The 25,018-nt window shown below is 69.6% G+C and carries 22 protein-coding genes and 4 pseudogenes; 15 read left to right on the top strand and 11 right to left on the bottom strand.

The genetic code is table 11. From position 1 onward, the window contains the following. The 5 genes and pseudogenes from AB0O21_RS35665 to AB0O21_RS35685 all read left to right on the top strand — a co-directional run. The coding region (locus tag AB0O21_RS35665) for a transposase family protein (RefSeq protein WP_365178559.1) at positions 1 to 758 on the top strand (758 nt) is incomplete at its 5' end. Between the two features lie 126 nt (positions 759 to 884). Beyond that, a pseudogene (locus AB0O21_RS35670) lies at positions 885 to 971 on the top strand (hypothetical protein); the annotation flags it as partial. Positions 972 to 1,017: 46 nt separating this feature from the next. Continuing rightward, positions 1,018 to 1,497 carry a serine hydrolase domain-containing protein gene (locus AB0O21_RS35675; protein ID WP_365178562.1) on the top strand — a complete coding sequence of 160 codons (480 nt, stop codon included), beginning with the start codon at positions 1,018 to 1,020 and terminating at the stop codon, positions 1,495 to 1,497. Further along, a complete protein-coding gene (locus AB0O21_RS35680) occupies positions 1,497 to 2,033 on the top strand; it encodes a hypothetical protein (protein ID WP_365178565.1) in 537 nt (178 codons plus the stop codon). Before AB0O21_RS35675 ends, AB0O21_RS35680 begins: the two co-directional genes overlap by 1 nt. 234 nt (positions 2,034 to 2,267) lie before the next feature. Next, complete coding sequence (locus AB0O21_RS35685) at positions 2,268 to 3,485, top strand: FAD-dependent oxidoreductase (RefSeq protein ID WP_365178567.1); 1,218 nt, start codon at positions 2,268 to 2,270, stop codon at positions 3,483 to 3,485. Between the two features lie 121 nt (positions 3,486 to 3,606). Here AB0O21_RS35685 and AB0O21_RS35690 read toward each other — a convergent pair whose 3' ends face one another. After that, positions 3,607 to 3,807, bottom strand: coding sequence for a hypothetical protein (locus tag AB0O21_RS35690; RefSeq protein ID WP_365178570.1), 201 nt, complete (start codon positions 3,805 to 3,807; stop codon positions 3,607 to 3,609). A gap of 69 nt (positions 3,808 to 3,876) precedes the next feature. Between AB0O21_RS35690 and AB0O21_RS35695 the strand changes: the two genes are divergently transcribed. Further along, positions 3,877 to 5,316, top strand: coding sequence for a hypothetical protein (locus tag AB0O21_RS35695; RefSeq protein WP_365178573.1), 1,440 nt, complete (start codon positions 3,877 to 3,879; stop codon positions 5,314 to 5,316). Positions 5,317 to 5,444: 128 nt separating this feature from the next. Beyond that, positions 5,445 to 5,651, top strand: coding sequence for a hypothetical protein (locus AB0O21_RS35700; RefSeq protein WP_365178576.1), 207 nt, complete (start codon positions 5,445 to 5,447; stop codon positions 5,649 to 5,651). A 263-nt stretch (positions 5,652 to 5,914) separates the two neighbouring features. Here AB0O21_RS35700 and AB0O21_RS35705 read toward each other — a convergent pair whose 3' ends face one another. Then, a complete protein-coding gene (locus tag AB0O21_RS35705) occupies positions 5,915 to 6,475 on the bottom strand; it encodes a DUF4394 domain-containing protein (RefSeq protein ID WP_365178579.1) in 561 nt (186 codons plus the stop codon). Between the two features lie 691 nt (positions 6,476 to 7,166). Here AB0O21_RS35705 and AB0O21_RS35710 point away from each other — a divergent pair. Then, a complete protein-coding gene (locus AB0O21_RS35710; RefSeq protein WP_365178582.1) occupies positions 7,167 to 8,111 on the top strand; it encodes a 5,10-methylenetetrahydrofolate reductase in 945 nt (314 codons plus the stop codon). 48 nt (positions 8,112 to 8,159) lie between these two features. On the opposite strand, the pseudogene AB0O21_RS35715 reads toward AB0O21_RS35710, so the two are convergent. From AB0O21_RS35715 to AB0O21_RS35725, 3 genes and pseudogenes are all read right to left on the bottom strand, one after another. After that, positions 8,160 to 9,417: pseudogene (locus AB0O21_RS35715) on the bottom strand (IS256 family transposase). A 106-nt stretch (positions 9,418 to 9,523) separates the two neighbouring features. Then, positions 9,524 to 10,030, bottom strand: coding sequence for an N-acetyltransferase (locus AB0O21_RS35720; RefSeq protein ID WP_365178585.1), 507 nt, complete (start codon positions 10,028 to 10,030; stop codon positions 9,524 to 9,526). 189 nt (positions 10,031 to 10,219) lie between these two features. Beyond that, positions 10,220 to 10,498, bottom strand: a complete 279-nt coding sequence (locus AB0O21_RS35725; RefSeq protein ID WP_365178588.1) for a hypothetical protein — start codon at positions 10,496 to 10,498, stop codon at positions 10,220 to 10,222. Positions 10,499 to 11,056: 558 nt separating this feature from the next. On the opposite strand from AB0O21_RS35725, the gene AB0O21_RS35730 reads away from it, so the two are divergent. Further along, a complete protein-coding gene (locus AB0O21_RS35730; RefSeq protein ID WP_365178654.1) occupies positions 11,057 to 13,489 on the top strand; it encodes a SpoIIE family protein phosphatase in 2,433 nt (810 codons plus the stop codon). Between the two features lie 43 nt (positions 13,490 to 13,532). Here the strand turns inward: AB0O21_RS35730 and AB0O21_RS35735 are convergent, their stop codons facing one another. Further along, complete coding sequence (locus AB0O21_RS35735) at positions 13,533 to 14,576, bottom strand: PP2C family protein-serine/threonine phosphatase (RefSeq protein ID WP_365178591.1); 1,044 nt, start codon at positions 14,574 to 14,576, stop codon at positions 13,533 to 13,535. 338 nt (positions 14,577 to 14,914) lie between these two features. Further along, positions 14,915 to 16,189 carry a helix-turn-helix domain-containing protein gene (locus tag AB0O21_RS35740; protein ID WP_365178594.1) on the bottom strand — a complete coding sequence of 425 codons (1,275 nt, stop codon included), beginning with the start codon at positions 16,187 to 16,189 and terminating at the stop codon, positions 14,915 to 14,917. Positions 16,190 to 16,373: 184 nt separating this feature from the next. Between AB0O21_RS35740 and AB0O21_RS35745 the strand changes: the two genes are divergently transcribed. Further along, entirely contained in the window at positions 16,374 to 17,711 is a 1,338-nt protein-coding gene (locus AB0O21_RS35745; RefSeq protein WP_365178597.1) for a lipase family protein, read from the top strand. Between the two features lie 212 nt (positions 17,712 to 17,923). Here AB0O21_RS35745 and AB0O21_RS35750 read toward each other — a convergent pair whose 3' ends face one another. Next, a complete protein-coding gene (locus AB0O21_RS35750; RefSeq protein WP_365178599.1) occupies positions 17,924 to 18,448 on the bottom strand; it encodes a VOC family protein in 525 nt (174 codons plus the stop codon). On the opposite strand from AB0O21_RS35750, the gene AB0O21_RS35755 reads away from it, so the two are divergent. The 3 genes from AB0O21_RS35755 (at position 18,357) to AB0O21_RS35765 (ending at position 19,991) form a co-directional block, all read left to right on the top strand. Then, entirely contained in the window at positions 18,357 to 19,175 is an 819-nt protein-coding gene (locus AB0O21_RS35755; protein ID WP_365178657.1) for a sigma-70 family RNA polymerase sigma factor, read from the top strand. The genes AB0O21_RS35750 and AB0O21_RS35755 overlap by 92 nt on opposite strands. 481 nt (positions 19,176 to 19,656) lie before the next feature. Next, on the top strand, positions 19,657 to 19,824 hold the full coding sequence (locus tag AB0O21_RS35760) for a hypothetical protein (RefSeq protein ID WP_365178602.1): 168 nt from the start codon (positions 19,657 to 19,659) through the stop codon (positions 19,822 to 19,824). Between the two features lie 5 nt (positions 19,825 to 19,829). Further along, positions 19,830 to 19,991 (top strand): SsgA family sporulation/cell division regulator, encoded by a 162-nt coding sequence (locus AB0O21_RS35765; protein WP_365178605.1) that lies wholly within the window; start codon positions 19,830 to 19,832, stop codon positions 19,989 to 19,991. A 127-nt stretch (positions 19,992 to 20,118) separates the two neighbouring features. On the opposite strand, the gene AB0O21_RS35770 is transcribed toward AB0O21_RS35765, so the two are convergent. Both AB0O21_RS35770 and AB0O21_RS35775 read right to left on the bottom strand, forming a co-directional pair. Continuing rightward, positions 20,119 to 20,340, bottom strand: coding sequence for a DUF6296 family protein (locus tag AB0O21_RS35770; RefSeq protein WP_365178608.1), 222 nt, complete (start codon positions 20,338 to 20,340; stop codon positions 20,119 to 20,121). A gap of 866 nt (positions 20,341 to 21,206) precedes the next feature. Then, complete coding sequence (locus AB0O21_RS35775) at positions 21,207 to 21,629, bottom strand: ATP-binding protein (protein ID WP_365178660.1); 423 nt, start codon at positions 21,627 to 21,629, stop codon at positions 21,207 to 21,209. 18 nt (positions 21,630 to 21,647) lie between these two features. On the opposite strand from AB0O21_RS35775, the pseudogene AB0O21_RS35780 reads away from it, so the two are divergent. Then, a pseudogene (locus tag AB0O21_RS35780) lies at positions 21,648 to 21,851 on the top strand (GNAT family N-acetyltransferase); the annotation flags it as partial. A 98-nt stretch (positions 21,852 to 21,949) separates the two neighbouring features. Here AB0O21_RS35780 and AB0O21_RS35785 read toward each other — a convergent pair. Continuing rightward, positions 21,950 to 22,090 (bottom strand): annotated as a pseudogene (locus AB0O21_RS35785) (IS5/IS1182 family transposase); the annotation flags it as partial. A 208-nt stretch (positions 22,091 to 22,298) separates the two neighbouring features. Between AB0O21_RS35785 and AB0O21_RS35790 the strand changes: the two are divergent. After that, the gene (locus tag AB0O21_RS35790; RefSeq protein ID WP_365178611.1) at positions 22,299 to 24,596 is read left to right on the top strand and encodes a macro domain-containing protein; all 2,298 of its coding nucleotides are present in this window, start codon (positions 22,299 to 22,301) and stop codon (positions 24,594 to 24,596) included. Positions 24,597 to 25,018 lie beyond the last annotated feature (422 nt).

Consider the following 25,018-nt stretch of genomic DNA (forward strand, 5'->3'; position numbering starts at 1 on the left):
GCGGGCCCAGCCACCAACTGGTCTTCACCGACCGGGTGATCGCGACGCTGGTCATCCTTCGCTTCCAGCTTCCGCACGCCGCTCTCGCCGTCTTCTACGGCGTGGACCGCTCCACCGTCACCCGGGCCGTCCACGAGATCCGCCCGCTGCTGGCGGCGCGTGGCTTCGCGGTCCCCGGCGAGGCGGGACTGCGGCTGCACACGCTGGCCGATGTCTTCGCTTACGCCGGTGCGAAGGGGGTGGAGCTGCGGCTGGACGGCACCGTGGTACGGGTGCGGCGTCCGAAGGCGGGCCGGCCCGGCCGGCGTGCGTTCGTGTCCGGCAAGATGCGGCAGAACACCAAGGAGGCCACCGTCGTCACCGACGGACAGGGCCGCACCCTGTGGACCGGCGCCATCCGGCCGGGCCGTATGCATGATCAGACGGCGGTCAAGACCGAGGGCATCGAGGCCCTCTTCGAGCAGTACCCGCAGGTCAAGGCCAAGGTGGATGCCGGATACCGGGGCCTGGCCAAACGGTTTCCCGACCAGGTCCAAGCGCCGCCGAAGAAGCCCGCCAAGGACGCGTCGGCCGAGGAGGTCACCGTGTGGGAGGAGGCCCGCAAGCAGCAGTCTTCGGAGCGGATCTGTGTCGAGCACGCTAACGCCGAGCACAAGCAGTGGCGGCCTCTCCAGCGATACCTCGGCCGCCGCGAGTACTACGACCAGACCCACCTGGCCATCGCCGGCCTCGTCTCCGACCGCGCCGCAGAACGGTAATCCCCCACCAGCCAACCCACCAGGCCAGCACGCCCCAACCTCAGTCGCGCACGACACCGTTACTGTGAGTCCAGCCAGGTCCGCGGGTTCGTAGCCGGTGTCTATCACGCCGGTGAGCAGGTGGTCGTGGCGCACGGCATCGCGAACACCGCCACGGGCGCGCCGATGATGGAGGACACCGGGTTCCTGTTCGGCTCGGTCACCAAGGTCCTGACGACCACGCTGGTGCTCCAGCAGGTCGAGCGCGGGGCCTTGGGCCTTGACGCCCCGGCGGTGCCGGTACCTGCCCGAGTTGGCCCTGGCCGCACCTGGCGCGGCGGACAAGATCCTGGTCCGGCACCTGGTCTCGCACACCAGCGGTATCGACGCGGACCTGTTCTTCCCCGAGGCCAAGGGCCGTGACGCCCTGAAGTCCTACGTCGAAGGGCTCGCGGGCAGCTGCGGCGTCCTGTTCGAGCCCGGCGAGCAGCTCAGCTACTCCAACGGCGGCATGATCGTGGCGGGCCGCCTGCTGGAGGTGGTGACCGGCCTGTCCTTCCCCGAGCTCCTGGGGCGCGAGGTCTACACACCGGTCGGCATGACGCACTCCAGCACCTCGGCCGAGGAAGCCATCCTGCGCAGCACCGCGGTCGGCCACTTCCCGGCCCCGGACGGCACGGCGGCCAGGCCCACCAGCATGTTCACGCTGCCCGAAACCTGGGGGCCGGCCGGCGGCACCCCGATCGGCACCGCCCGCTGATGCAGCAGGTGGCTTTCGACATGGGCACCCCGAACACTCCGCCGATCGACCTGGGCTGGGTGCGCTACCCGTTCGGCGACACCACCGTCCTGGCCATGTCGGGCGCCTCGCCGGGCGGAGTGTCCCTGCTGTGTGTGCTGCCCGAGTACGACCTGGTCTTCACCGGGTTCGGCAACAACCCGGCAGCGATCATGCTCCAGGACCAGATGCTGCAGTGGCTGCTCACCGAACACCTGGGCGTGAAGGTCCCCACGCTGGTCACCGAACCGGCCGACGGCGCCGCCATCGACCTCAACCCGTACGTGGGCACCTACCGCTCGAACCAGCTCCGCATCTTCACCCAGTTCGCCGGCGGAATGACCTCCGCCCCGCCGCAGCGCCTCGTGTCGATCCGGCCGGGCCTGTTCGCACCGGCGGGGTATCCGCTGGAGGCGTTCGACGGGTACCTGCGCCTGCTACTGGTCTCCTACCACGACATCCGTGACGGCCAGGCGCGCTTCCGTAACGGCGGCGCCCGGCTGACCCGCCGGGTCTGACCTGGCGCCAGGCGATATGTGAGAGCGGGGCTCAGGCCACTCGGCCGGGAGCCCCGCTCTTTGGCGTGAGCACAGAAGGAGCTGTCGGCTCCGTTGGCGCGTCGGCCCGGCCTGCCGCGTCACCCACAGAGCCTGCCGCATGACGCAGGTCACATCCAAGGCTGTCACGCCACCGCGCCCTCGCTTGTCCCGTGGTTGTCCCCGCAATCACGACGAACCAACGGAGCGCACAAGATGAACTCGAACCACCGCATCGTCGTCCTCGGCGCCGGCTACACGGGTATGTTCACCGCCATCCGGCTGGCCCACCGCACCCGCCGCACCGGGACCGAGATCACGCTGGTCAACCCGTCGAGCCGGTTCGTGGAGCGGCTGCGCATGCACCAGATCGCCGCCGGGCAGGAGCTGGCCGACCACCGGATCTCCGACCTGCTCGCCGGTACGGGCGTCACGTTCGTCCAGGGAACCGCCACCGCCATCGATCCCGAAGCCCGGCGCGCCACCATCGACGGCCACCTCTCCCTCCGGTACGACACTCTCGTTTACGCGCTGGGCAGCTGGACCGACGCCGGCAACGTCCCCGGCGCCGACGTCTACGCGTTCACTCTGAACAGCCCGGAGATCGCCGGCCGCTTCGCCGCGCGTGCCGCCGAGCTCGCGCGGTCCGGCGGTACCGTCACCGTCTGCGGCGGCGGCCTGACCGGCATCGAGGCGGCCACCGAGCTCGCGGAGGCCCATCCCGGCCTGAACGTGACCCTGATCAGCACGGAGGATCCCGGCGCGATGATGGGCGACAAGGCCCGCGCTTACCTGCGCCGCGCGCTGGACCGCCTCGGTATCACCGTGACGTCCGGCGTCCGTGTCGCCCGGGTGCTGGCCGATGCCGTCCAGTTGACCGACGGCCGCACGATCCGCTCCGACGCCTGCCTGTGGACCACCGGCGTCAAGGTGTCGCCGCTCGCCACCGACTCGAAGATCGCCACCGACGACCGCGGACTGATCCTGACCGACGCCACGCTGCGATCAGTGTCCCACCCGGACATCCACGCCGTCGGCGACGCCGCTTCCGTCCGCATGACCTGGGGACAGCTCCACGGCTCCTGCCAGAGCGGGCTGCCAACCGCCCAGTACACCGCCGACACCATCGCCAGGCTGGTACGCGGCAAGTCCGTCAAGCCGTTCCGCTTCGGCTATTTCCACCAACCGCTCAGCCTCGGCCGGCGCGACGCGGTCATCCAATTCACCAAGGCCGACTTCACCCCGGTCCGCTGGCACCTCACCGGTCGCGCCGCCGTGATGTACAAGGAGCTGGTCAGCGGCAGCCCGCTCATGACGTACCGCTACAGCAAGCACATGAACATGACCACGTTCGTCTCCAAGGGCGCCACCGCCTTCTGCCAGTCGGGTGCCGCCTCCTTGATCAGCCGGCCATGTAACTCGAGGGGCGACTGAGGATTCTTGGCCTGCCCGATCGGGAGGTCCTTGAGGGCCCTGGCGTAGTACTTGGGCGCATAAGGGCCAACACCGCCAACGGTCATGGAAGCGGGGACTGCGCCAAGGCCAGGCCCTCGCGTCAGGTTACGGAGGGTGGTTGCGGCGGCCCGCCGCCGTCGGCTCCGCCGCTGCCGCGCCAGGCAGAGTAGAGACCGGATACAGCCACGGCGATCGTCGCCAGCGACTCCGGTGTCACCCCGCGCAGCATGAGCACCGCTGCCGTGCCCAGCACAGCGAGAAAGACGACGAGGTCGTGGACCCGATTGGTGCGCTGCCTCATTGTGGTGTCCCCGTTCCTGGTTCGGGCGGCGTCCGTGCCGTTCTGAGGACAGACTGGCCTTGATACGGGGTGCTGCGGCAGGTGCAGCAGCGCTGCCGGGATACCGGCAACACGCAACGGCACGAAGGCGAGGCGCGGAACTTGGAGAGTGAACTGAAACCGGTTCATGACGGGTTGCCATCTGAGACAGCTGCCCTCGCGCAGGCGCTGCGTGACCTCTTCTCAGGCCTGGGCGTTTCGATCCGTCGGTACGCGGCCCGCCGGGCGTACGACTCCTCCACTGTCTCCCGCTACCTCAGCGGGCAGCGCCTACCGCGGTGGGAGTTCGTCCTCAACCTCCTCCACGATGTCGCCGAGTCGCGAGGGACCGCACCCACCAAGGAGACCATCGGCATGCTCCGCACGCTGCATACCGCGGCCTGGCAGACCGGCAACAGCCCAGTCCACAAGGTGGAGCTGCTGGAGCGGAAACTTGCCGCAGCCGACCGGGAAGCCCAGAGCGCGCTCTCCCGTGAACGCTGGCTGGAAGACACCCTCGAAGACCGCGAACACCGCATCAGGGACCTGGAGATGCGCTATCGAGAGCTTCAGGCCGGCACGGCTTCAACGGGTTCAGTCGATGGTGGTGCTGATGCCGATGGCGGGCCAAGGGACGAGCAGGCCTGGCTACGCGCAGAGATCCGCGACCTGAAGGAAGAGTTGGCCCGCGTACGGGCCCTGCACCGCGAAGCCGAGGAGCGCTGCGAACGGCTGGAGCGGGAGCTGGCCGAGGCCGAGAAGACCGCCACGCGCAACGGGGCACCTCTCCTGCCGGCGCCGCAGGAACAGATCGACGGCGGTCTCAGCCTCCAGAGCATGCCGGCCGGACGTGAATCGTCCCCAACCATTCAGTTCGGGCATGTCAACGGTGGCGTCACCGTGTTCACCGACAGCTGGCAGGTCGACGAGGAATTCGTCTCCTCCGTGAGCGTACGGATCCAGGACGCCGAAGGAGACATCGGTAACGGCCTGCTCTTCGACAGGGAAACGGTCATCGCCTTGGGCTCGACTAAAAATAGGCCCGAACTCTTCAGCCCCGCGGCGCCGGTGAAAGTCATCATTGGCGAGAAGTCAGTACAGGGCACGCTGGTCGAGAAGCACTCCACTGTTCCCAGCCCCGGCGGCTCCAGGACGCTCCGCCTGGTGGTTCTCCGCCTGAGCGAGCCGGTTCCCTTCCCCGATCGGCCGTGGAACTACGACTCGCGCGTCATGCCGGGCACACAACTGATGGCGAGCGCTCACGTACCGGAGTACGGAGCCTACTCCTGCGTTCTCGATGTCAAGGGCCGCTCGGGAGACTGGCTTCGGGTATCGGGTGAAGTAGCGCCAGGGCTGATAGGCGCGCCTGCCTTCTCCAGTTCGGGTTCACTGGTCGGCTTGGTCGCGCTCTACAGCACGAGCGAGAACGGCGGGCTGCTCCTACCCGTCCGGGCGCTGCGCGAGCTGACCACGCTCAAGCTGGACCTCTAGAGACGGATTTCGCACGTGTCTCGTTCGGTTGGAGCGGGGCCCGTGCGGTGCCGGATGGCTGGTCTGCTCGTTGATGTGATGTGTCGATGATTTCGCGTGCCGAGCGGCCGCGGGTGCTTCGTCGACGGATGAACGTGGAGATCGCGCCGGTGGTGGAGAGGTGTCTGGGCGCTCGGCCTGCCTCTGCCGAGTTTCTGCGCCGGCTGGGCGTGGCCGGGATTGTTGACGGGCTCTGCCCGGTGCGTGAGATCGCGCATTTCACCCATGGGCAGGTCATTGAGGTCCTGGTCGCCAACTGGCTGTCCGCGCCCGCCCCGCTGGTAAGGGTCGCCTGAGCGGTCTCGCTCAGGAACGCGGGACGACCATCACCGAGGAAGCAGGTCCAGCGCACCGGACAGTCGGCCTGGGAGCGCGTCCGCGGTGGCGGACACGTTCTCATTCCCGCGCTGTCAATCCTTTCCGCCGAGCGCCAGGTCCCTGGCGCCGGAGCCCACGCCCCGCGCCCGAAATGCCCTCGCGGAAAGCTGTCGGCCGTGGCACCCCGGAGTGCCATGGCCACCCGGAACGGCACCCGGCGGGTGTCGGGGCGGGGGCGAGGCTACTTCTGGTTCAGGGGCAGGGCGACGTCGAAGACCTGGTAGTCGGCGGGGAACGCGCCGGTTTCCCGGGCCGCGCCGGTGAGCGGGGTGTCGGCGAGGGTTGCGCCAGTGGGCACGTTGACGTTGTGGCGCAGGTTCTGCCCAATGTCGCTGATGATCCGCAGCCGATCGGCGGCCGGGTTGAAGTCGACGCCGAAAGCGGCGCCGTGGAGCGCGATGCTCAGCTGGGACACCTTCGTCGCTACGGCGTTGCCTGTGTCGAGGGTGTAGATGCCGCCGGCGTTGCCGACACCGTAGAGGAGGCCGTTCTGGAGGCGGTAGTCGATCCCGACCAACTGCGTGTCGCCTGCGAGACCAGTGACGGTCCCGGCCGAGGAGACCCAGTCGGGGTCGTCGGCCCGGAAGGACACCAGGCGCTGGTCGTCGGTCAGGCCGGTCACCTTCAAAGCGCCCCGGCCGTGTCCGTGCTGGTAGCTGTCCACCGCCACCGCCACCGCCACCGCCGGCACCGCCACGGAGCCGGTGGCGGCGAGCGCCATCACGAGGACTGTCCTACGCATGAGGATCTCCACTGAGTCGCCTGCCCGCACAACGAGGCGTCACGCCGAAGACGCAACCAGTCACCCGACCGGTCCGGCGCGTCGAGTGCGGCCAGTGTGGGAGGTGCGGGGTGATGCCGGTCAGCGCGCGACCGGGCAGCCGATGCGGATCCATGAGCCGGGCTGGCCGGTGTATTCGTAGACGCCGCTGTCGCCGGGGCTCACGGCGTGCAGCCGGTCAGCTGTGGCGGCGAACCTCGTGCCGCCGGTCTTGGCGGCCGGCGGCGGCACGGTGGCCTTGTCGCGCAGGGTGGGGCACAGTCGACCGGCTGGGTCGGGTGGGGCCTTTGGAGGTCTGCGGGGCCGGGGCGTGCGTTTCGGCCATTTCTGGCTGGATGGTCGCGTCTTGCTGATCAGCGGGAGCGCGCATGGATGTCACCCATAGAGTTTGGGTGACAAGGCTGTGTGAGCGCGCGGAAACCGCCGCAGTCACCCGATCGAGACTCCCGTTCGATCGACAGCCTTCGAGATCGGTACGGGTGACAACCACTTACGTGTCGGGATGGAGTTACTGTCAAATCCTGTGGATCTGATCGGCGCGGTCGTTCCACCGGAGCCGTGTCATGGTTCCCTCGGGCGAGAGTGGCCGAACCCGGTCTCACAGAGTGACATTCGCCTGCTGCCTGGTGAATGAGCTGGTAGCTTCCGCGACATGGTCGACCACAGAGACAGCACGGCTCTCCGGACGCTGGTGACCGACGCCGAGAGCGGCATCCTGCTGTTCGGCATCACACCGCCGCGTCTGAGCACCGCTCCCGAGCGGGTCCGGGAGATTACCGCGGCCACGTTGGCACGGTTGGGCTTCCTCGACGTGGACGGTTTGGCGCTCTACGACATCGACGACGAGAGCGACCGCAATCCTGCGGAGCGACCGTTTCCGTACCTGCCGACCATGGACCCCGCCGTCTACCACGCGGAATACCTCAGCGAGTGGAACCGCCCCGCGGTTATCTACCGGTGTGTCGGCAAGTACGCCGAGGCGGAGCTGCGGACCTGGCTGCAGATGGCCGACACGGACCGAGTGCTCGGCGTCTTCGTCGGTGCGGCCTCGAAAGATAAGACGGTGCGGACCCGACTGTCCGCGGCGCAGGTCCTACGCCGCGACGTCCGCCCGGACCTGCTGCTCGGTGGCGTCGCCATCACCGAGCGGCCCGACGAACATCTGCGTTTGCTCGCCAAGCAGGAGGCGGGATGCACGTATTTCATCTCGCAGGTCATCTACAACGCCGACGCAGTGAAGAGCATGGTCTCCGACTACTACTATGCCTGCCGCGAGCGGAGGCTCGCACCCAAGCCCGTCCTGTTCACGCTCTCGGTGTGCGGCTCGGTGAAGACGCTGACGTTCCTCAAATGGCTCGGGGTCGACGTCCCCCGCTGGATCACGAACTCACTGCTCCACGCCGACGACACCCTGGCCGAATCGTACGAGCACTGCTTGACCAACGCCCGGGACCTGATCGCCTTCTGCCGCAAGCTCGGCATGCCCTTCGGCTTCCTCGTGGAGAGCGTGTCGATCCGCAAAGCCGAGATCGAGGCCGCGGTCGCCCTCGCCGGCGAGTTGAGCGGACTGCTCGGACGCGGTCGACCCCCCGTATGAGGTCGACTATGAACGTGCAGTTGTCGATTCCTCTGATCATGACGTAGCTCAGGCTGCTGAGACTTCCTCGCGCTCGACGAGTACTCCCTTCTCGAAGCGGGCACCGGCGCGGACCAAGGCGACCAGGTGAGGCGCGTTGACCGCGCGCCAGCGAGCCTGGGCGGACTCGATGAGCTTGAACACCATGCCCAGGGCTGCGGCCCGGCTGCCTGCACCCTTGGTGACCTTGGTGCGCAACCTGACCGTGGCGAAGGTGGACTCGATGGGATTCGTGGTCCGCAAGTGAACCCAATGCTCTGCCGGGTAGTCGAAGAACGTCAGCAGCTCTTCCTCATCGTCGGTGATGCGCTTGGCGACTTTCGGGTATTTCGCAGCGTATTGTTTCTCGAATCCTCTGATGGCGGCCCTGGCCAGGTCCTTGTCCTCGGCGTTGTAGATGTCCTGCACGGCGCGCTTGGCCGCGGACTGCGCCGACTTCGGAAGCGCATCAAGAACGTTGGCCGTTTTGTGAACCCAACACCGCTGTTCCCGGGTCTCGGGGAATACCTCGCGCAGCCCGTTCCAGAACCCCAGCGCCCCGTCGCCGACGGCCAGGACCGGGGCCCGCATCCCGCGCCGGGCGCAATCGCGCAACAGCCCGGCCCAGGCCTCGCCGGACTCCCGGTAGCCGTCGGCGATGGCTATCAGCTCTTTGCGACCATCGGCACGGACACCCATCAGGACCAGCACCGCGGCCTTGGCCTCCTCCAGCCGGATCTTCAGATGCACGCCGTCGGCCCATACATAGACATAGTCCGAGCCGGACAGGTCACGCTTGCCGAACGCCTCGTGGTCGGCCTGCCACTGCACCGTCAGTCGGCTGATCGTCGCCGCCGACAGCCCGGCCGAGCTGCCCAGGAACTGCTCCAGCGCCGGCACGAAATCCCCGGTCGACAGCCCGTGCAGATACAGCAAGCGGCAACACCTCAGAGATCTTCGGAGACTTCCGGGCCCACGGTGGCAGGATCGCCGAGGAGAACCGCTTCCGCTCACCAGTGGCTACATCGACGCGCTTGTCGTTGACCCGTGGGGCCTTCACCTCGATCGACCCGGCGCTGGTCGTCACCTTCCTCGGCGCGTGGAAGCCGTTGCGCACCACCAGGCGCCGGCCGTCGGCGTCCCGTTCGCCGGCCAGCTCGGCCAGATATGCGCTGACCTCGGCCTCCAGGGCCGCAGCCAACATCCGCCGGGCACCCTCCCGCACGATGTCGTCCAACAGCGACACGTCGTTTCGCGTCGCACCGTCCCCAGCAACTACCGTCAGCACAGGGCGTGCCTTCCTGACCGACGCGCCAACGTCGGCCTATCTCGATGACCTATCGATCCATCAGGAAGGTACGCCCCCTTCCGTCAGGCCGATCCACAGGTATCGATCATTGCTCGTCGGGATGCTGCGGCAGGGCGAGCCAGTTAGACCAGGAGATCTCACGGCCGAGGAAGCGCGGCTGCTCGAACGGCCAGTCGGCGGCGATCCACTGCGGCACCAGCGCATCGAGGGCCTGCTCGACGTTGCTGCCCACCAGCTCGTCCACCACCCACCAGGAGATCTCGCCGTCCGCGCCGGCCCTCTCCGGCGGGTCGATGTAGACACAGCCGAGCAGAACTGTCTCCGCCGCGTCGAACAGCGCGTAGTTGAAGGACTGGTGCGCGGCGATCTCCTTCTCGTGCCGCAACAGGTCGGCCTGGTCGGCCTCGTAGGTCATGGTGTCCGCGGGCCAGCCCCAGGCCGGGCCGAAAATGGTCCACAGCCGCTCGCGCGAACCCATCACAGCCGGATAGTCGAGCGGGGTGTCCACCTCCCGGATCGGCCGCAGGTGATGACCACCGCCCGGCAGCGGTACCAGGACGGGGTGGACGAAGTCATCGGGAAGCCAGCTCATGGCGCCCGACCGTACCAGCGCGCGGCCGTCCGCTCCCCTGGATTTTCCCCGCATACCGCCAGGCTCTGCTCTCATGTCGGGCAAGGCCCGCGATCATCCGATCGATCGACACACTCCAGGATCGGTATGGCAACGGCTTCCAAGACCGACCGAGCCGTTGGGCAACATCCCGAGATGTCGAGATCTCGCTCATTGACTCTCGAAAGCCTCCTGGACCTGACGGTGGCCGACCGCGTCCCGCGACCAGATGCGCACACGACGACTCGGATTCTCGCGGTCCCAGCTTTCGCTGTCGAAGACCGCGACTGAGTCAGACAGCCGCCATCGCGAGCTTTCCCACGAGGCTTCCGGTATGTGGACGAGTCCGTCGAGAATCTCGGCGGCCGAGGCGGCGGAACCGCCGGCAGGCCAGGGCCGCCAGACGGAGACGGCGTCGGTGAGGGCATGGGACTCGATCAGGTGGGTCACCGAGGGGGCGACGGGGAGTAGGGACCGCTGCCGTTCCAGTCAGTGCCGACACTTCCATCTGTATGGATCAGGCCTCGGCACGGTTTCGACACGCGCTCTCCGAGCCATTCGAAGTACCAGCCGCCTCGCGCGGGATCCTGCCAGGCCCGTGTTCTCACGCCGAAGTGGTCGTAGTCCCCGCTGTAGGCCGTCTCGTATCGCTCCCCGTCCAGGGTCCAGCTGTGCCGGTCTGACCCGAGCCGGCCTGCGACGCACTCGTCCGCTCCAGGAATCGGACCGGGCGCCCAGAGGCGACGTCCGAGGAGATGAGGACGCTGCGTCGGCACCCTCAGCGGCATCTTCGAATCGATCGGGTGCACCGGCGAGGCCGTGACCGGCGCGCCCGCCGACCTCGACTGGGGCGTTGTGCGAGTCGCCCTGACCCATGGCGCTCCCGATTCCTTCGGAACGGCTGGGCGGCTACCTCGGTGGGCGCTCGACTCGCCCGAAGGGCCCCGGGCGGGACAGCATGGAGAGAAGCGGTCGGCAGTATGCCTTCGGGAGGAGGTGATACGGACAGTGACCAGACGTCGCTTTGCGTTTTGCGGGGCTGAGCTTGCCGCTGTCTATGTGGCCGCCGACCAGAACAGGGAACTCCACCTGGCCGAGCTGACCGGAAACCGAGGCGTCCTCTACGGGCTGCCCGCGATCCTCGCCGTGGCCGGCCACTCGCCGGCAGCTGACGCCTTTCGCTCCGGCCGCCCGTTGTGGCTGACTCCCAAGGAACTTGCCACATTCATCGAGGATGATCCCCACCACTTTCCCACCCGGATTCGGGACGGTGACCCCCACTCACCGGCCAGGATCTCGCTGGGCGCGCTGCCACTGGGGCACGGTGACCGGGAGCTCGGGTGCCTGATCGTCGCCGGCGACGTCGGGGACGGTTTCAGCGCCGACGACCGCAGCCTTCTGGAGCTCTACGCCGACCAGGTGGCTGCGGGACTCGAATCGGTCGCCGCTCGCTCGGCCGGACGCGAAGCCCCGCAGGCGCACCTGCGTCAGTCCCTGGTGCCTCACCAAGGCGGGGCGTTCATCCTGGAATTGAGAACCGGCCGCTTGGGGGCCCACGCGCATGTGCTGGAACTGCTCGGTCTGCCTCCTGAGCAGTTCGACGGGCAGGTGGAGACCCTGCTTGCCTGCGCCGTTCCCGACGACATGCCCGCGCTGATGGCGATCGTGGAGCCGGAACGGCTGGCCCCCGGCGGACAGCAGCTGGCATTCCGCGTCCGCCGCCCGAACGGCGAGCTGCGCTGGCTGGGGCTGCGTTGCCGTGTGGAGGTGGACTCCGGCGGCACACCGCGGCGCGTCCTGGGTGTGGTGGCCGATGCCACCTACTTGCGGCCCAGCGCCGACGAGGTCTCCCTCGTGCAGCGGCTGTCGGCCACGCTGGCGGGAGCAGTGACCGTCCGAGAGGTCAGCCGCCTGGTGCTGACCGCCCTGCGCGAGCCGCTCGGCGCCTCCCGGGTCGCGGTTGGCGAACTGGAGCCCGAGCGGCTCAGAGTCACCGCCCTGGAGCCTCCGGAGCCCGATGCCTGGCCCGAGGTCTGGCGCTCGGAATGGCGGTCCGAGTGGCCCGACGTGTCGCTCAGTGAGCTGCCCACCCTGCAGGGCGCGCTACGTGGGGGGCATATGAGTCTCTGGCCCCCGGGCGCGGCCATCGAGACGGGACTTCTGGGCATCGGGCCCGGTGGTCTGGCGGTGCTGCCGCTGCCCGCCGACGGCGGGACGGTCGGGGTGTGCCTGGTGGGGTGGGACGCGGATCACCGCTTCGGCCCCGAGGAGCGGTCGCTGCTGACCGTGACCGCCGGGCTGGCGGGGCAGGCTCTGGTGCGCGCCCACGCACTGGACGCGGGCCACGAACTCGCCACCATGCTCCAGCGCAGTCTGCTGCCCCGCAAGCTCCCGGAACTGCCGGGCGGGGTCGCTGTCGCCCGCTACCTGCCCGCGACGGCGGGACTCGAGGTTGGCGGCGACTGGTACGACGTCATTCCTCTCAGCGACGTTCATGTGGCGTTCGTCATCGGGGATGTCCAGGGGCACAGCGCGGGAGCCGCCACCATCATGGGCCAGATGCGTACGGCGGTCAGGGCCTACGCGGTGGAGGGCCACCCGCCCGATGTGGTGGTCGCGCGGGCCAACCGGCTGCTCGTCGGCATGGAGACGGATCTGTTCGCCACCTGCGGATACGTGGACCTCGACATGGAGGAGGGCATCGCCAGGGTCGTACGGGCCGGACATCTGCCGCCGATCCTTCGCCATCCCGACGGCGTCACCGAGGAGATGACGGTCGAGGGCGGGCCTCCACTGGGTGTGCTTGCCGATGCCGAATTCCCCATGACCGAGGTGGGGTTGCTCCCCGGAACCCTGCTCGTTCTGCTGACGGACGGCCTGGTCGAGTCCGCCGGGCTTCCCCTGGAGGAGGGCATGCAGCGGGTGCGCGATGTGCTCGCCGCGGCCGACCCGGTCGATGCCGGAGGAGTGGCCGACGAGCTGGTCGTCGCTGTGAGCCGTCGCGACGACGATGTGGCCTTGCTGTTGCTGCGCTACGACGGCACGGGGGACCGGCCGCTGCGGAGCCACTGGACGGTGTGGCGGCTGCCCAAGGCGGTCATGCACGCGCGTCGCTTCGCCGCGCGCACGCTGCGGTCCTGGGGAGTGGTGGAGGAACTCGACGAGGCACTGCTGGTGGTGTCCGAGCTGGTCACCAACGCCATCGTTCACACCCAGGGCGAGGTGGGGATGGACCTGACCCTGTCGACGGACCGGCTGCGGATCGCCGTGAACGATGCGTCGCCGCGCACCCCCGTCAAGCCGGTGTCGGTGGACTGGGAGTCGACGGGCGGTCGAGGGCTGCTCATCGTCGAGGCGACGACGGTGGCCTGGGGCTCGGTGCCGCTCAGCGGCGGCAAGCAGGTGTGGGCCGAGATCCCCCGGCGCCGCGCGAGCGACTGACGCAGAGGGTGGGGGCCCGCGCGCGATGGGCCGGCCTTCTTCTTCATGCGAGCCGGTCGATGAGGATCATCGCCACGTCGTCCGTCAAGCGGCCGTCGGTGTGTCGGATCAATGCCTTGTGCAGTTCCTCCAGGAACTCCTGTGGGGAGGTGCTGCCGGGTATCTGCTCCATGGTCTCGGGCAGAGGGAGGAAGTCGTTGTCACGGTTGCGGGCTTCGATCACGCCGTCGGTGTAGAGCAGCAGCCGGTCACCGGGCAGGAACGGGTAGTTGTCGGGCTTGGCAGGAGGGCCGGTGACGAGGTCTTCGAGACCGAGCGGCGGCTGTGGCGAGGCGGGCATCAGGGCCTGAACCCTGCCCTGGTGCAGCACCAGCGGAGGCGGATGGCCGCGATTGACCAGGCGCACCACCTGTTCATCCGATACCTGGGCGATGAGCGCGGTGGTGAATCCCTCCATGAGGACTTCGGGAAGTTCCGCCTGAGAGTAGGTACCCGGTACGGCGGACTCCCGCCGCAGAGCGGCCTCGCAATGGCTCATGACCTGCTGCAGCTGGTCCTCGTAGTGAACGGCCTCCCGGAACGCTCCCAGTGCCACCGCAACCGCGCGTATGGCGGACAGGCCCTTCCCCCGGACGTCCCCCACGATCAGGCGGACGCCATAGCGCGTCTGCACGGCCTCGTACAGATCGCCGCCCACCTGTGCCCCCGTCCCGGCCGCCAGGCACAAGCTGGCCGCCCGCAGAGGGCCCAGCTGCTTGGGGACCGGTCGCAGGACCACCTCCTGGGCCGCCACGGCGATCCGGCGAACCTGGTCGAGCTCGTTCTGCCTGCGCGTGCGCACTGCGTTACTCAGGATGACGCCGGCCACGGACACCACGATGATTCCCAGGAAGTTGCCGATGATCAGCTGCGTCTGTGTCCCCCATGACTGGTTATAGGTCGCGGAGGTCGCGTTCACACCCACGGCGAGGGCTGCCGCCGACAGCGTGCCCACCGGGCCCATCGTCAGCGCGGCCAGCGCCGGCGTCGTGGTGAGGACGGGACCGGTGACCAGAACGTGCGCGGGCGAGAGCTCGATGGCCAGCACGCCCAGCGCGATCGCGAAGGGCGCACACTGCGCCAGCCTGAACAGGACCTCGCCGTGACCGTCCGCTCTCGGTCGCGAGGATGCTCCCGGCCGGACAGGTGAGCGAGGAAGCGACCTCATGGGAACAGCCTGCCTCGCGGAAGCGGCTTCGGCCTCCCGGGAACCGGTGCCGGCGGCGCCCCTGCGCTGCTGCGCCCGCCGAGTCAGACCACCCTCTGAGCTCTGCCCGCCTGTACCGGGGCAGCCAGGAGAGGCCGCGATCCTTCAGGCCGCGTGACCTGTGAGGGAGGCCGAGCCGCTGACGGCCTCACCGGTCAGTGGGCCCCGTCCGCCTCCCGTCAGCTGGTGTCGGGCCTGTCCTGCCGTACTGATTCGTGGGCGGCCAGCGCGGCGTGCAGCGTCAGCAGGTCGGTGCCCCGGGCCGCGTCCAGGCCAGTGAGCTCCGCCGCCTTGCGCAGGCGGTAGTCGACCGTGTTGGGGTGGACCTGGAGCCGGGCGGCGGCCCGGCGCCGGTCCAGGCCGCAGGCGAGGAAGGCGCGCAGTGTGCCCAGCAGCTCCGTGCGCTCTGCCAGCGGCGCGAGCAGTGCGGCAAGTCGGTCCCTGGCCGGGCTCGGGCGGCTCAGCTGGTACTCCAGCAGCACGTCGTCGAGCAGGTAGAGGCCGGGCCTCCGGCCTGCGGCCTCGACGACCTTGCGTACCTCGCTGACCAGCAGGGCGGCGTCCGCGACACCGTGCGGAACGGCGGCGGCAGCCGCCACCAGCAGCTCGGCACCGCACATCAGGCTGAGCTGCTCGACGAGCCGGGTGAGCCGATCCCGGTCCGCAGCGGCGAAGTCGGCGGCCGGCGTCTCGTACGGGATCAGCACCAGCCCGCCGTCGCCGGACAGTACGGACAGGGCGACACCCGCTGACTGGCGCTGCAATTCGTTGCGCAGCCGCCGGAGTTTGCGGCGAGCGGCGACAGCGTGGTTCACGCCGGGCAGCAGCTCATCCGGGTGCGGCCCCATGGCGACGGCCAGGACGAGGTAGGAAGGGGGCAGCCGGATGCCGGCGCGGTCTGCCGCGGCCTGCGGGTTCCCGCCCTCCAGCAGCCGGGACAGCAGGGACTGCCGGGCGACCTGCTCATCGCCGAGGGCCGCTTGCCGCTCCTGCACGTACCCTGCCGCGACCGCGCAGCTCACCTGCCGGAGGTAGCCCAGCAGTCGCCGCTGGACCAGGAGCACGTCCGCCAGATCGCCCGGCTCGGCCGCCGCGAGGACCTGGGCCGTGCACTCCTCGGCCCCGACGTGGTAGGCGCCGACAACGGCCTCCAGCGGCACGCCCTCGTCAGCGCGCCGGGCCGATGACTCGCTGATCCTTGCCAGTTCGGCCTCGGCGGGCAGCTCACCGCTGCGCAGCACCTGGATGAAGGCCCGGATCCCGCGGTCCACCTCTTTCGTGATCTCGCCGCGGAGCTGTTCCGAGGGCAGTGCTCCGTAGGCGGGCAGCTGCTCGACGAGCCGGGCCGTCACCGCGGGCGCCAGCACCGGCGCGGCGGCCAGCAGCCGCTTGTCCACGGGGACTCCGCCGAACCGCGGCCCCGGGGTGTCCTCCGCGGGTTTGGACGCGGTCACAATCCACCTCACGAATCTCTGTTGTTCGCCCTGGAGACACGGCCCCGTACCGCCCCCATTCTGGTTTCCGGGACATTACCTACTAGTTGGTAACACGCCCGCCCGGTGGATCGCCATATGCGTTCGGACCCCGACCGCATCCTCCACCGGATCCCCACGCCCCCACCCGCACCGGAGGACCGCCGTGCCCGGAAACGCTGTTCGCCTGCTGGCCGCCGCCCTTGTCGCCACGCTCGCCGTGACCGCCGCTCCGGCGGCCTCGGCCGCCGAGGCCGCGCCGGCCGGTGTCACCGCGAGCGACTCCTTCTACACCTACGCCGGCAGCGAGCCCCTGGCCTCGTTCGCGCCGGGTACCGTGCTGAAGACGCGGACGCTGCAGTACCACCTCGTCGGCCTGCCCACGCCGGTCAAGGCGGTCCAGCTGCTCTACCGCACGACCGACGCCCAAGGCCGTCCGTCCGCCAACGTGACCACGGTGGTGCGCAGTCTGACGGGCGACAGCGGCAAGGCGGTGTCCTACCAGTCGTTCTACGATTCCCTCAACCCCGAGGACGGCCCGTCCCGGGCCATCGCCGGTGACCTCACCCTGGGCGGCGTCATCGCGAACGCCGAGGTGATCTTCCTGGTGCCGCTGCTGCTGCAGGGCTACAACGTCGTGATCCCGGACACCGAGGGGCAGACCGCGAACTTCGCGGCCGGCCCGGAGTACGGAACCAACACGCTGGACTCGATCCGCGCCGCGACCAGGTCCGCGGAGACCGGCATGAACGCCGACACCAGATTCGGCCTGATGGGGTACTCCGGCGGCGCCATCGCGACCAACTGGGCCGCAGCGCTGGCACCGTCCTACGCGCCCGAGGTCAACAGCAAGCTGGTGGGTTTTGCCGAGGGCGGTCTGCTCGTGGACCCGGCACACAACCTCAAGTACGTGGACGGCTCCCTCGTGTGGTCGGGCGTCATCCCCATGGCGGTCATCGGTGTCTCCCGCTCGTACGGCATCGACCTCAAGCCCTACCTCAACAGCTACGGCCTGGAGGTGTACAAGCAGCTGGAGGACGGGTCGATCGTCGACGCGCTCGGCCACTACCCCGGACTGACGTGGAAGAAGCTGGCGAAGCCGCAGTACGCCGACCCGAATTCGGTGCCCGCCTTCGTGGAGGCCGTGAACAGGATCAACCTCGGCTCGGCTCCCACCCCGTCCGTCCCGGGGTTCATCGCGCAGGGCAACGGGGGAGCCCTCGAAGGGACCTTCGGCAACCGGCCCGGCATCGGCACGGGCGACGGGGTGATGGTCGCCGGGGACGTGCGGGCACTCGCCCGGCAGTACTGCTCGACCGGCAACGGAGCCATCAGGTACCAGCAGTTCGACCTGCTGAGTCACGTCGGCGTGCCCGTCGTCTGGGCGCCCGCCGCAATGAGCTGGCTGAGCGACCGCTTCGAGGGCAGGAACGCCCCGTCCGACTGCGGCCGCATCCCCGCGGGCAATTCCCTGGCGCCGGAAAAGCCGGTCCCGGCGTCCTGACGCGTCACCCGTGCTGGGCCCCGCCGCCCTCGATTCCGCGGCGGAGCCCCGCCCGTTGGGGGTGGGCTGCGCCGGCATCACCACGGTGGCACCGGCTGCCATGCCTTCTTCGACGGCTGCTGCCAGATCTGAGACCGCCAGGATGGCACTCACCTGGGCGAGCCCGGCGTGGCCGGCGCCGGACGACGCCGGCCAACCCGGGCTCAGGACGGTCAGCCATCGCCACGGCTCTGCCAGGCTGCGCGCTGGCGCAGCGAGATCCGGTTGCCGTCGGGGTCCACGGCCTCGATGCGGACCCCGTACCCGTAGTCCTCCGGTTCGGGCTGGTCGAACGTCACACCGCGTTCACGGAGCACCTCGAAGTCTGCGCGCAGGTCGTCCGATTCGAGAAAGACCGGGCCGGGTGTGGTGCCGGGCTGAAGCTCGGCCGGCTGTCCAGCGGCCGTGGTGTGAGGCCAGAGGATGATTTCGAGCAGGCTGCCGGGGATGCCTATGGTGAGGAAACGTCCGTCAGGCCCCGGGTAGTCGACGCGCTTCTCCAGGCCGAGCTGGTCGGTGTAGAACCTCAGCGCGCGCTCCTGATCGGTGACATAGAAACGCCTGGGCCACCGGGTCCGGCAAGCGTTCGAAGCCCAGCGCGACCGGCTGCGTGCGGTCGCCCACCGCGTGCTCGGGTCGAACGCCGACGCCGAGGACGTGGTCCAGGAAGCCTGGCTGCGGCTCTCCCGCCAGGACACGACCGCCATCGAAAACCTCGCCGGCTGGCTCACCACCGTGGTCGGCCGGATCAGCTTCGACGTCCTCCGGTCGCGCCAGGCCCGCCCCGAGGCATCCCTGGACGACCGTCTGCCCGACCTCGTGGTGACGCTCGACGACGCTTCCGCCCCGGACGACGACGCGGTGCTCGCCGACTCGGTCGGACTCGCGCTCCTCGTCGTCCTTGAATCGCTCCGGCCCAGCGAGCGGCTGGCGTTCGTGCTGCACGACCTGTTCGCGGTGCCCTTCGACGAGATCGGCCGCATCCTCGGCAAGTCCACCGACGCCACCAAGATGCTCGCCAGCCGCGCCCGCAGAAAGGTCCGGGCAACCGAGCAGCCGGCCGGCGCACGCCGGGAGCAGCGCCACGTGGTCTCCGCCTTCCTGGCGGCCGCCCGCGGTGGAGACTTCGAGGGTCTGCTGCGCGTGCTCGACCCCGAGGTGCGGCTCACCGTCGACACCCCCGGCGGCGTGGTCGTCACCCTCGGCGCCACCAAGGTCGCCGCCGGCGCGCAGCTGGCCGCCGGCGCGGCCACCCAGGGCCGGGCAGTCCTCGTGGGCGGCCTTCCCGGAGTCATCTCCTGGCGAGAGGACGGGACCCCACTGTCCGTCCTCGCGTTCACCGTCACAGACGGCCGGATCACCGCCATCGGCGCCGTGGTCGACCCGGCCAAGCTCGCGCGGATGAACCTGCCGGACCCGGCGTGAGCAGCTGTGTCACGCTGCCCCCGTGCCGCTCGACCAGGCACCGCGTCCGGCTTCGCGCATGATCGGCCGGACAGCTCCTGGTTGCTGCCCAGCCCGGGCATCGGGTCCGTCCGCGGTATTGGTCCGCGCCTGCAGCAAGGAGCTGGCCGTCGGCGTCCTGCCCGGGTGAAGCGGTCCGGACAGCCGCCGTCGGGCTTCGAACCTGCCGATGTCGCCGGGATTTATCGGCGCCCTCCCTTTCCCGCCAACCTTGCTCGCCAGGTTGTGACGGTGCGTGTCGCGGTCGGAGAGGGCCGTTCGGGCCCTCCAGGAGGGATCGGGTGGTGCAACCGAGCCCACCGCGACTTGACGAGGACCAGTTTGGGATGGGCAGGAGTGAACAGACGGGAGCAAGGACGCCGGTGCTTCCCGGCGCCGCTCCGGGCAGAGGACCGCTCTCTGCCCGGCTTGCCGGTCCGCCCTCTCGCAGAAACGAGTCATCATGGCCTTCCCGACCTCCGTTGCCGAACACGACCTGACCCGGACGATCGAGATCCATCAACTGCGGACTCGGCTGCGGTTCCCTCTCTGGGCCACGTTCCGGTGGAGCCCCGACGCCCCCCTGGAAGTCGAGATCACCTTCCACCCGCCGGCGGCCGATCCGACGTGACCCGGGTGATCGGCCGAGACCTCCTCGCCCGGGGCGTCCGCAGCCTGACGGGAGGAGGGGACGTACGGATCCAGCCCACGGCGGGGCCCGGACGGGCGGGGCTGGTGCTGCTGCGGGTGGGGAGCAGGGCGCCCGCCCTCTTCACGCTGGACCGGGCCGAGCTGTAGGCCTGGCTGGAGGATCCGTGGGCGGTGGTTCCGGCCGGTACCGAGGCGGAGTGCCTGGACCGGGAGTTCTTCGACGGCCTCCTCGCAGACCGCTAGGCCGTCCGTGGGCGTGTTCAGGGTCCGGGCGTCAGGCGACGGCCCGGGCCCGCAGCACGCGGGCGGGCGCCTGGCCGCCCCCGGTCGCCAGTACGCGCACCTCGCCCTGGTTGCTGATCTCCGCCCGGACGATGCCGGTGGCGTCCTCGTAGACGGGGTGACCGCCGGGCCCCGCCGCGCTGGTGCGGGTCATGCGGACCACGTCCTCCCCGAGTCCGTCCGAGGCCGCGAAGACCACCTCGAAAGCGTCCACTGGGCCGGCATCCCCGTCCGGCGACCGGGGGCCTTCAGGTTCGTGCACACTGCCCATGGCTGACCCTCCTGCCGTGACGTGTCGTCTGTCGTTCGCATGGCGGTGGCTCTCCCCTTACCTGCCACGCTAAGCCCCGCCCGGCGGCTGCGCAGGCCACACCGCGACAGCACGGCGGGCAGCCAATGGAGAACGGTGTCGCCACGGCGCCCGAGCCGGGGAAGCGCGCGGCGCGGCCGGTCCGGCGTACCGTACGGCCCGGATTCCGGAGCGCGGCAACGGTGCGCGCATCCATGGGCTCCGCTGCGGCCGGAGGAGGACTCCGCGAACCTCGTCCGGCACTGCGCGCGGATCACCGCCGGAAGGGCCGGCTGAGCGGCTCGGCGTCGGCTGCGTGCCACGGCAGGTCGTGGGCATGCGCGGGGGAGAGGCTGCCGAAAGGACACCCATGTTCATCGCTGCGCTGCTCCTCCTACTCGCCTTCTTGTGCGCAGTCCTCGGCCTCGGCCGGTGGGAGGAGTTCATGCTCGGGCCCCGCTCGGACCCCTCCCTGTCGACACCCGGTCCCGCCCGGCCCCGGAAGGGGCCTCCGCGGCGGCGCGGCCGGGCCGTCACCGGGCACGTCGGCGGGCACGTCGGCGGGCACGTCGGCGGGCGGGTCCGCCACCGAGATGCCGCCCGTCCCGGTTTGGCAATGGCGGACCGGGCTCGATAGGGCCGTCTTCGGCACACGGGTGAGAGGGCCGAGGCTGTGTGCGAGGCGCGAGGACCTGCTGCACGTCCGCCCGACCTCGAGGGGCCGGCCAGAGGTGATCACCCTGGCAGGCCTCCAGACCTCCGTGCGTTGCGTTCGAGCCGGCGGACCCGGTTCAGCTGCTTCCGGCGCGTCGGGGCCGGCCCGTCCGCAGACGCTCGGCGTCGATCTCGGCCCACACCACTTTGCCGTGCTCGCGGGTCTCGGCGCCCCAGCTGTCGGCGAGCCGGCGCACTATCTGCAGGCCGCCGTGCCCGCCCGGGGTGCCCAGCTGCGACGCCGGCGGCAGCCGCGGCAGGTCGCCGCAGCCATCGTAGACCTCCACGCGCAACACGTCCCCAGCACGGAGCATGAACTCGTGGCAACCATCGGCGTGCAGGCGGGCATTGACGACGAGTTCGGACACGACCAGGAGTGCGTCCTCGGCAGTCTCGCGACCGTCCCACCCCCAGTCTTTCAGTGCCTCACGTGCGAACTCTCGGCACCGCGGGACCTGTCGGCGGGCGCCGCGCAGGGCGATCCGGCGGCGCGGGCAGATGGCCGGGCCCGCGGCCTCGGCACCGGCGTGCTACCCGAGCACCGTTGACACGGCCTCGGCCGATGGATGAAGGCCGAGTCGATCCGACACGCCCATGGGCGCTATCCAGACGTCGGCGGTCTCCTGACTGACACGGCCGACAGCAACACGCACATGAGACAGATCAACGACAGTCTCGTCTACACGCCCACGCACACGACACACCAGTACCAACTCGACCTTTGGCGTCGGACGGACGGGCCGGACCTGGACATCACATCGTCCGGCTCGTCCATGCAGGTCTGTCCCGGGCAGGGCAGAGTGCCCGCTGACCTGCTGTTTCACCCGGCGAGGGCGAGGTTGTGCATGGTGGCGACCGCCTGGACGGCGTGGTTGAGGCCGTAGCCCTTCTTGCGGCAGTCGCGAAGGAGCTTCCAGTTCTTCATCCGGGCGAAGGTGTGCTCGACGCGGGTACGGAGGCGATGGCCGACCCGACACCGGGTGACTGGTGCCGCAGGACAGCAGGATCCTCGGTGTCCGGGAGTCAGCGTGCGCTGGGCTCGCCGCAGGGAGGTCCGCGGGGGCCTGGAGTCATGACGGCAGGTCATCGTCCCCTTCTCGGAGCGGCGTTGTCAGTGGTGGCGGTTACGTTCGAGGTGTTGCAAGGGCCTTTCCCGACAGGAGTGGACGATGACCGAGAGCAGTGTTCAGCCTGCGCTCAAGGTGGTTCTGACCGACGTGAACGAGCGCGTGGTGGAGGCGTGGCGGGCGGCGTTCGCGGACACGCCCGGGATCGAGATCCGCAGGGGCTCGATCCTCGACGAAGACGTCGATGCCTGGGTCACCCCGACCAACTCCCAAGGCCGGATGGACGGCGGGGTCGACGCCGTCATCAAGCGGCATCTCGGATCCGGCATCCAGCTACGTGTGCGGCGGGCGATCCGCGATCGGTTCGCCGGACCCCTCCCCGTGGGCAGCGCGGTCTGCGTCCCTTCCGGGGCGGCTGTCCCCCGGTATGTGATATCGACGCCGACCATGGTGCAGTCCTCGCAGAACGTGAGTGCCACGCTGAACGTGGCGATGGCATGCGCCGCCGCGTTCCAGGCCGTCCACCGGCAGAACCGGAAGGCGCCGGGCAGCATCCGCTCCGTGGCGCTGGTCGGGATGGGTGCGCAGACGGGTCGCGTCCCTGCCAGGGTGTGCGCCAATTTGATGTGGACCGGCTACACGCTCTTCCACGACCACTGGTTCGAGGACGACGACGAGCTGCGCGCCACGATCATCACGCAGCTGGGCGGCATCGAGAGCGCCTCGGCCGAAGAGCGGATACGCATCGTGCCGCCGAAGGCCGTAGTGCCCGTGACCGACTCGGTGACCGGGCAGGCGCCGGCCCAGCCCGGAGCGGACGATCCCCTGGCTCTCACCGAACTCTTCGACGGCGGTGGTGAGCCCTGGCTTCCTCTCCTGAAGCCGGTCATCGAGGGGCTGCCGGACGCGGCCCGGTTCATCGGGAAGGGCCGCAGCCCCGAGGTCGTCCCGGTCCGTGAGCTGACGTTTCAAGCTCTCAAGCCCAACCCGCCGCACAAGTGGAAGGTGGTCGCCTTCGGCCAGAACCCGTACCCGCGGCCGGAGAGCGCGACCGGCATAGCCATGTTCGACAACACCTTCAGCGACTGGAAGGACAGCCAGTTCGGCAGGGTCGTTAGTATTCGCTGCATCATCAAGGCGGCGGCGATGTGGAAGTACGGCATCGCCAAGAAGACGCCCGTCGGCGACGTTCGCGCGCTGTTGAAGGAGCGGGACACCGTCCAGCCGCCGGAGTGGTTCCAGGCGATGCTCACGCAAGGCGTGCTGTTGCTGAACGCCTCGCTCACCGCGAGCGGCGACGGAGCGATGGGTACCGATCAGCACACGGCGTTCTGGCGGCCCGTCGCCGAACGGATCGTAGAGGAGATCCTCAAGGCCAAGCAGGAAGCCGACGAGGAGGACCGCGGAGTCGTGTTCGCCTGGTGGGGTGCGCACGCCCGCAACCTGAAGAGGGTCGTCCTGCGCCTCCAGGAGAAGTACCCGGACGTCGAGGTCCGGCACATCGACCACGCGAACCCGGCGGCGCAGGGCGACCTCTTCTGCGAGGGCGACCACTTCGCCATGGTGAACGAGGCACTCACCTCGCTGGGTGCCGACGGCATCGACTGGCTGCCGAGCAAGGGGTGGAACGAGGAGGCGGCCGGTGCCGGGGGTACGGACGGGGGTGCCGTCGCGGCGCGCATGGGCGCCTTCATCGAGTCGACGATGAACCTGCACCAGCTCTATCTGGAGCGGCTCACCAGCGTCAAGGACGAGGGCCTGGTCCTCCCCGCGATCACCGGCGTGTTCGACACCCCGCTGATGGACTTCCAGGACGCCGTCGCACCGGTCGCCGAGACGCTGTCCGGCATCGCCGGACACATCGGGCGGTCGCGCGACTTCGGCAAGCTGCGGGCGGACGAGATGTCCGGGAGCCTGTCCGCCGATGCGATCGCTGCTCTCTACCTCTACACCTGCGAGTCCGCCTTCTACCGGGAGATCAACGCCGTCCTACGCTCCCCGGACCGGACCAGGGTCACGCCCTACCTGCCCTACCTGCGCCTGCTGTTCTCGGCGGTCTCGGGACTGCCCGCCCACAAGCAGCCGCTGTGGCGCGGTGTCTCGCTGGACCTGCGGGCGCAGTATCCGGTGGGTCGCACGGTCACCTGGTGGGGCGTCTCCTCGTGCACCTCCGAGCTGAAGGTGGCCAGGTCCTTCCTGGGCAGCCGCGGCAAGCGGACGCTCTTCGAGGTGACGCCCACCCGTGCGGTCGGGATCAGGCGCTTCTCCGCCTTCACGGGGGAGGAGGAGTACATCCTCACACCGGGCACGCAGCTCAAGGTCACGGACGTGAAGAGTGAGCGCGGCGGACTGTGCACAGTCAGGCTGACCGAAGTTGACGGCGCTCCAGTGGTGTCCTGAAGCGCCGTGCGGGGCGGTGCCGGCTCGCTGCCATCCGGCAGGGTGCCGGGTGACCGTGCCCGACTGCTCAGTCTGTCGGCCCGGGCTCCGCCGGACGCGGGGCAGTTGTGTACGCCGCAGCTGGTGGGGTCAGCTCCCGGATGCTGGCTGCGCTCGCCGACGCAGACGCCTTGAGGGTGTGCGCTGCGCACCTCTCCTCGGTAGGAGGCCTCGATTCAGGCGCCGCCGACAGGGCCCGAGCTCGAAGGTGGACGGACGAGGTGAGGGACCTCCGTCCCGGGCGCGTCCGCTTCCTCGGAGCGGGCTCGCAGCGGTTCACCGCCGACCTGTCCAGTGGCGGGCCGGTGTCTTGCCGGCCCTGCACCGCGTGCCGGCCGGCCCGCTCCTGACGGAGCCCCACGTGCGTCCCGGGCTCCTGGCAG

It is taken from the genome of Streptomyces sp. NPDC091371, from assembly GCF_040684275.1.
Classification (GTDB): domain Bacteria; phylum Actinomycetota; class Actinomycetes; order Streptomycetales; family Streptomycetaceae; genus Streptomyces.

Excerpts from the sequence above, each read along its gene's own strand:
- AB0O21_RS35680 (WP_365178565.1), top strand. The coding sequence starts at position 1,497 with ATGCAGCAGGTGGCTTTCGACATGGGCACCCCGAACACTCCGCCGATC.
- AB0O21_RS35685 (WP_365178567.1), top strand. The coding sequence starts at position 2,268 with ATGAACTCGAACCACCGCATCGTCGTCCTCGGCGCCGGCTACACGGGT.
- AB0O21_RS35690 (WP_365178570.1), bottom strand. The coding sequence starts at position 3,807 with ATGAGGCAGCGCACCAATCGGGTCCACGACCTCGTCGTCTTTCTCGCT.
- AB0O21_RS35700 (WP_365178576.1), top strand. The coding sequence starts at position 5,445 with ATGAACGTGGAGATCGCGCCGGTGGTGGAGAGGTGTCTGGGCGCTCGG.
- AB0O21_RS35705 (WP_365178579.1), bottom strand. The coding sequence starts at position 6,475 with ATGCGTAGGACAGTCCTCGTGATGGCGCTCGCCGCCACCGGCTCCGTG.
- AB0O21_RS35710 (WP_365178582.1), top strand. The coding sequence starts at position 7,167 with ATGGTCGACCACAGAGACAGCACGGCTCTCCGGACGCTGGTGACCGAC.
- AB0O21_RS35720 (WP_365178585.1), bottom strand. The coding sequence starts at position 10,030 with ATGAGCTGGCTTCCCGATGACTTCGTCCACCCCGTCCTGGTACCGCTG.
- AB0O21_RS35760 (WP_365178602.1), top strand. The coding sequence starts at position 19,657 with ATGGCCTTCCCGACCTCCGTTGCCGAACACGACCTGACCCGGACGATC.
- AB0O21_RS35790 (WP_365178611.1), top strand. The coding sequence starts at position 22,299 with ATGACCGAGAGCAGTGTTCAGCCTGCGCTCAAGGTGGTTCTGACCGAC.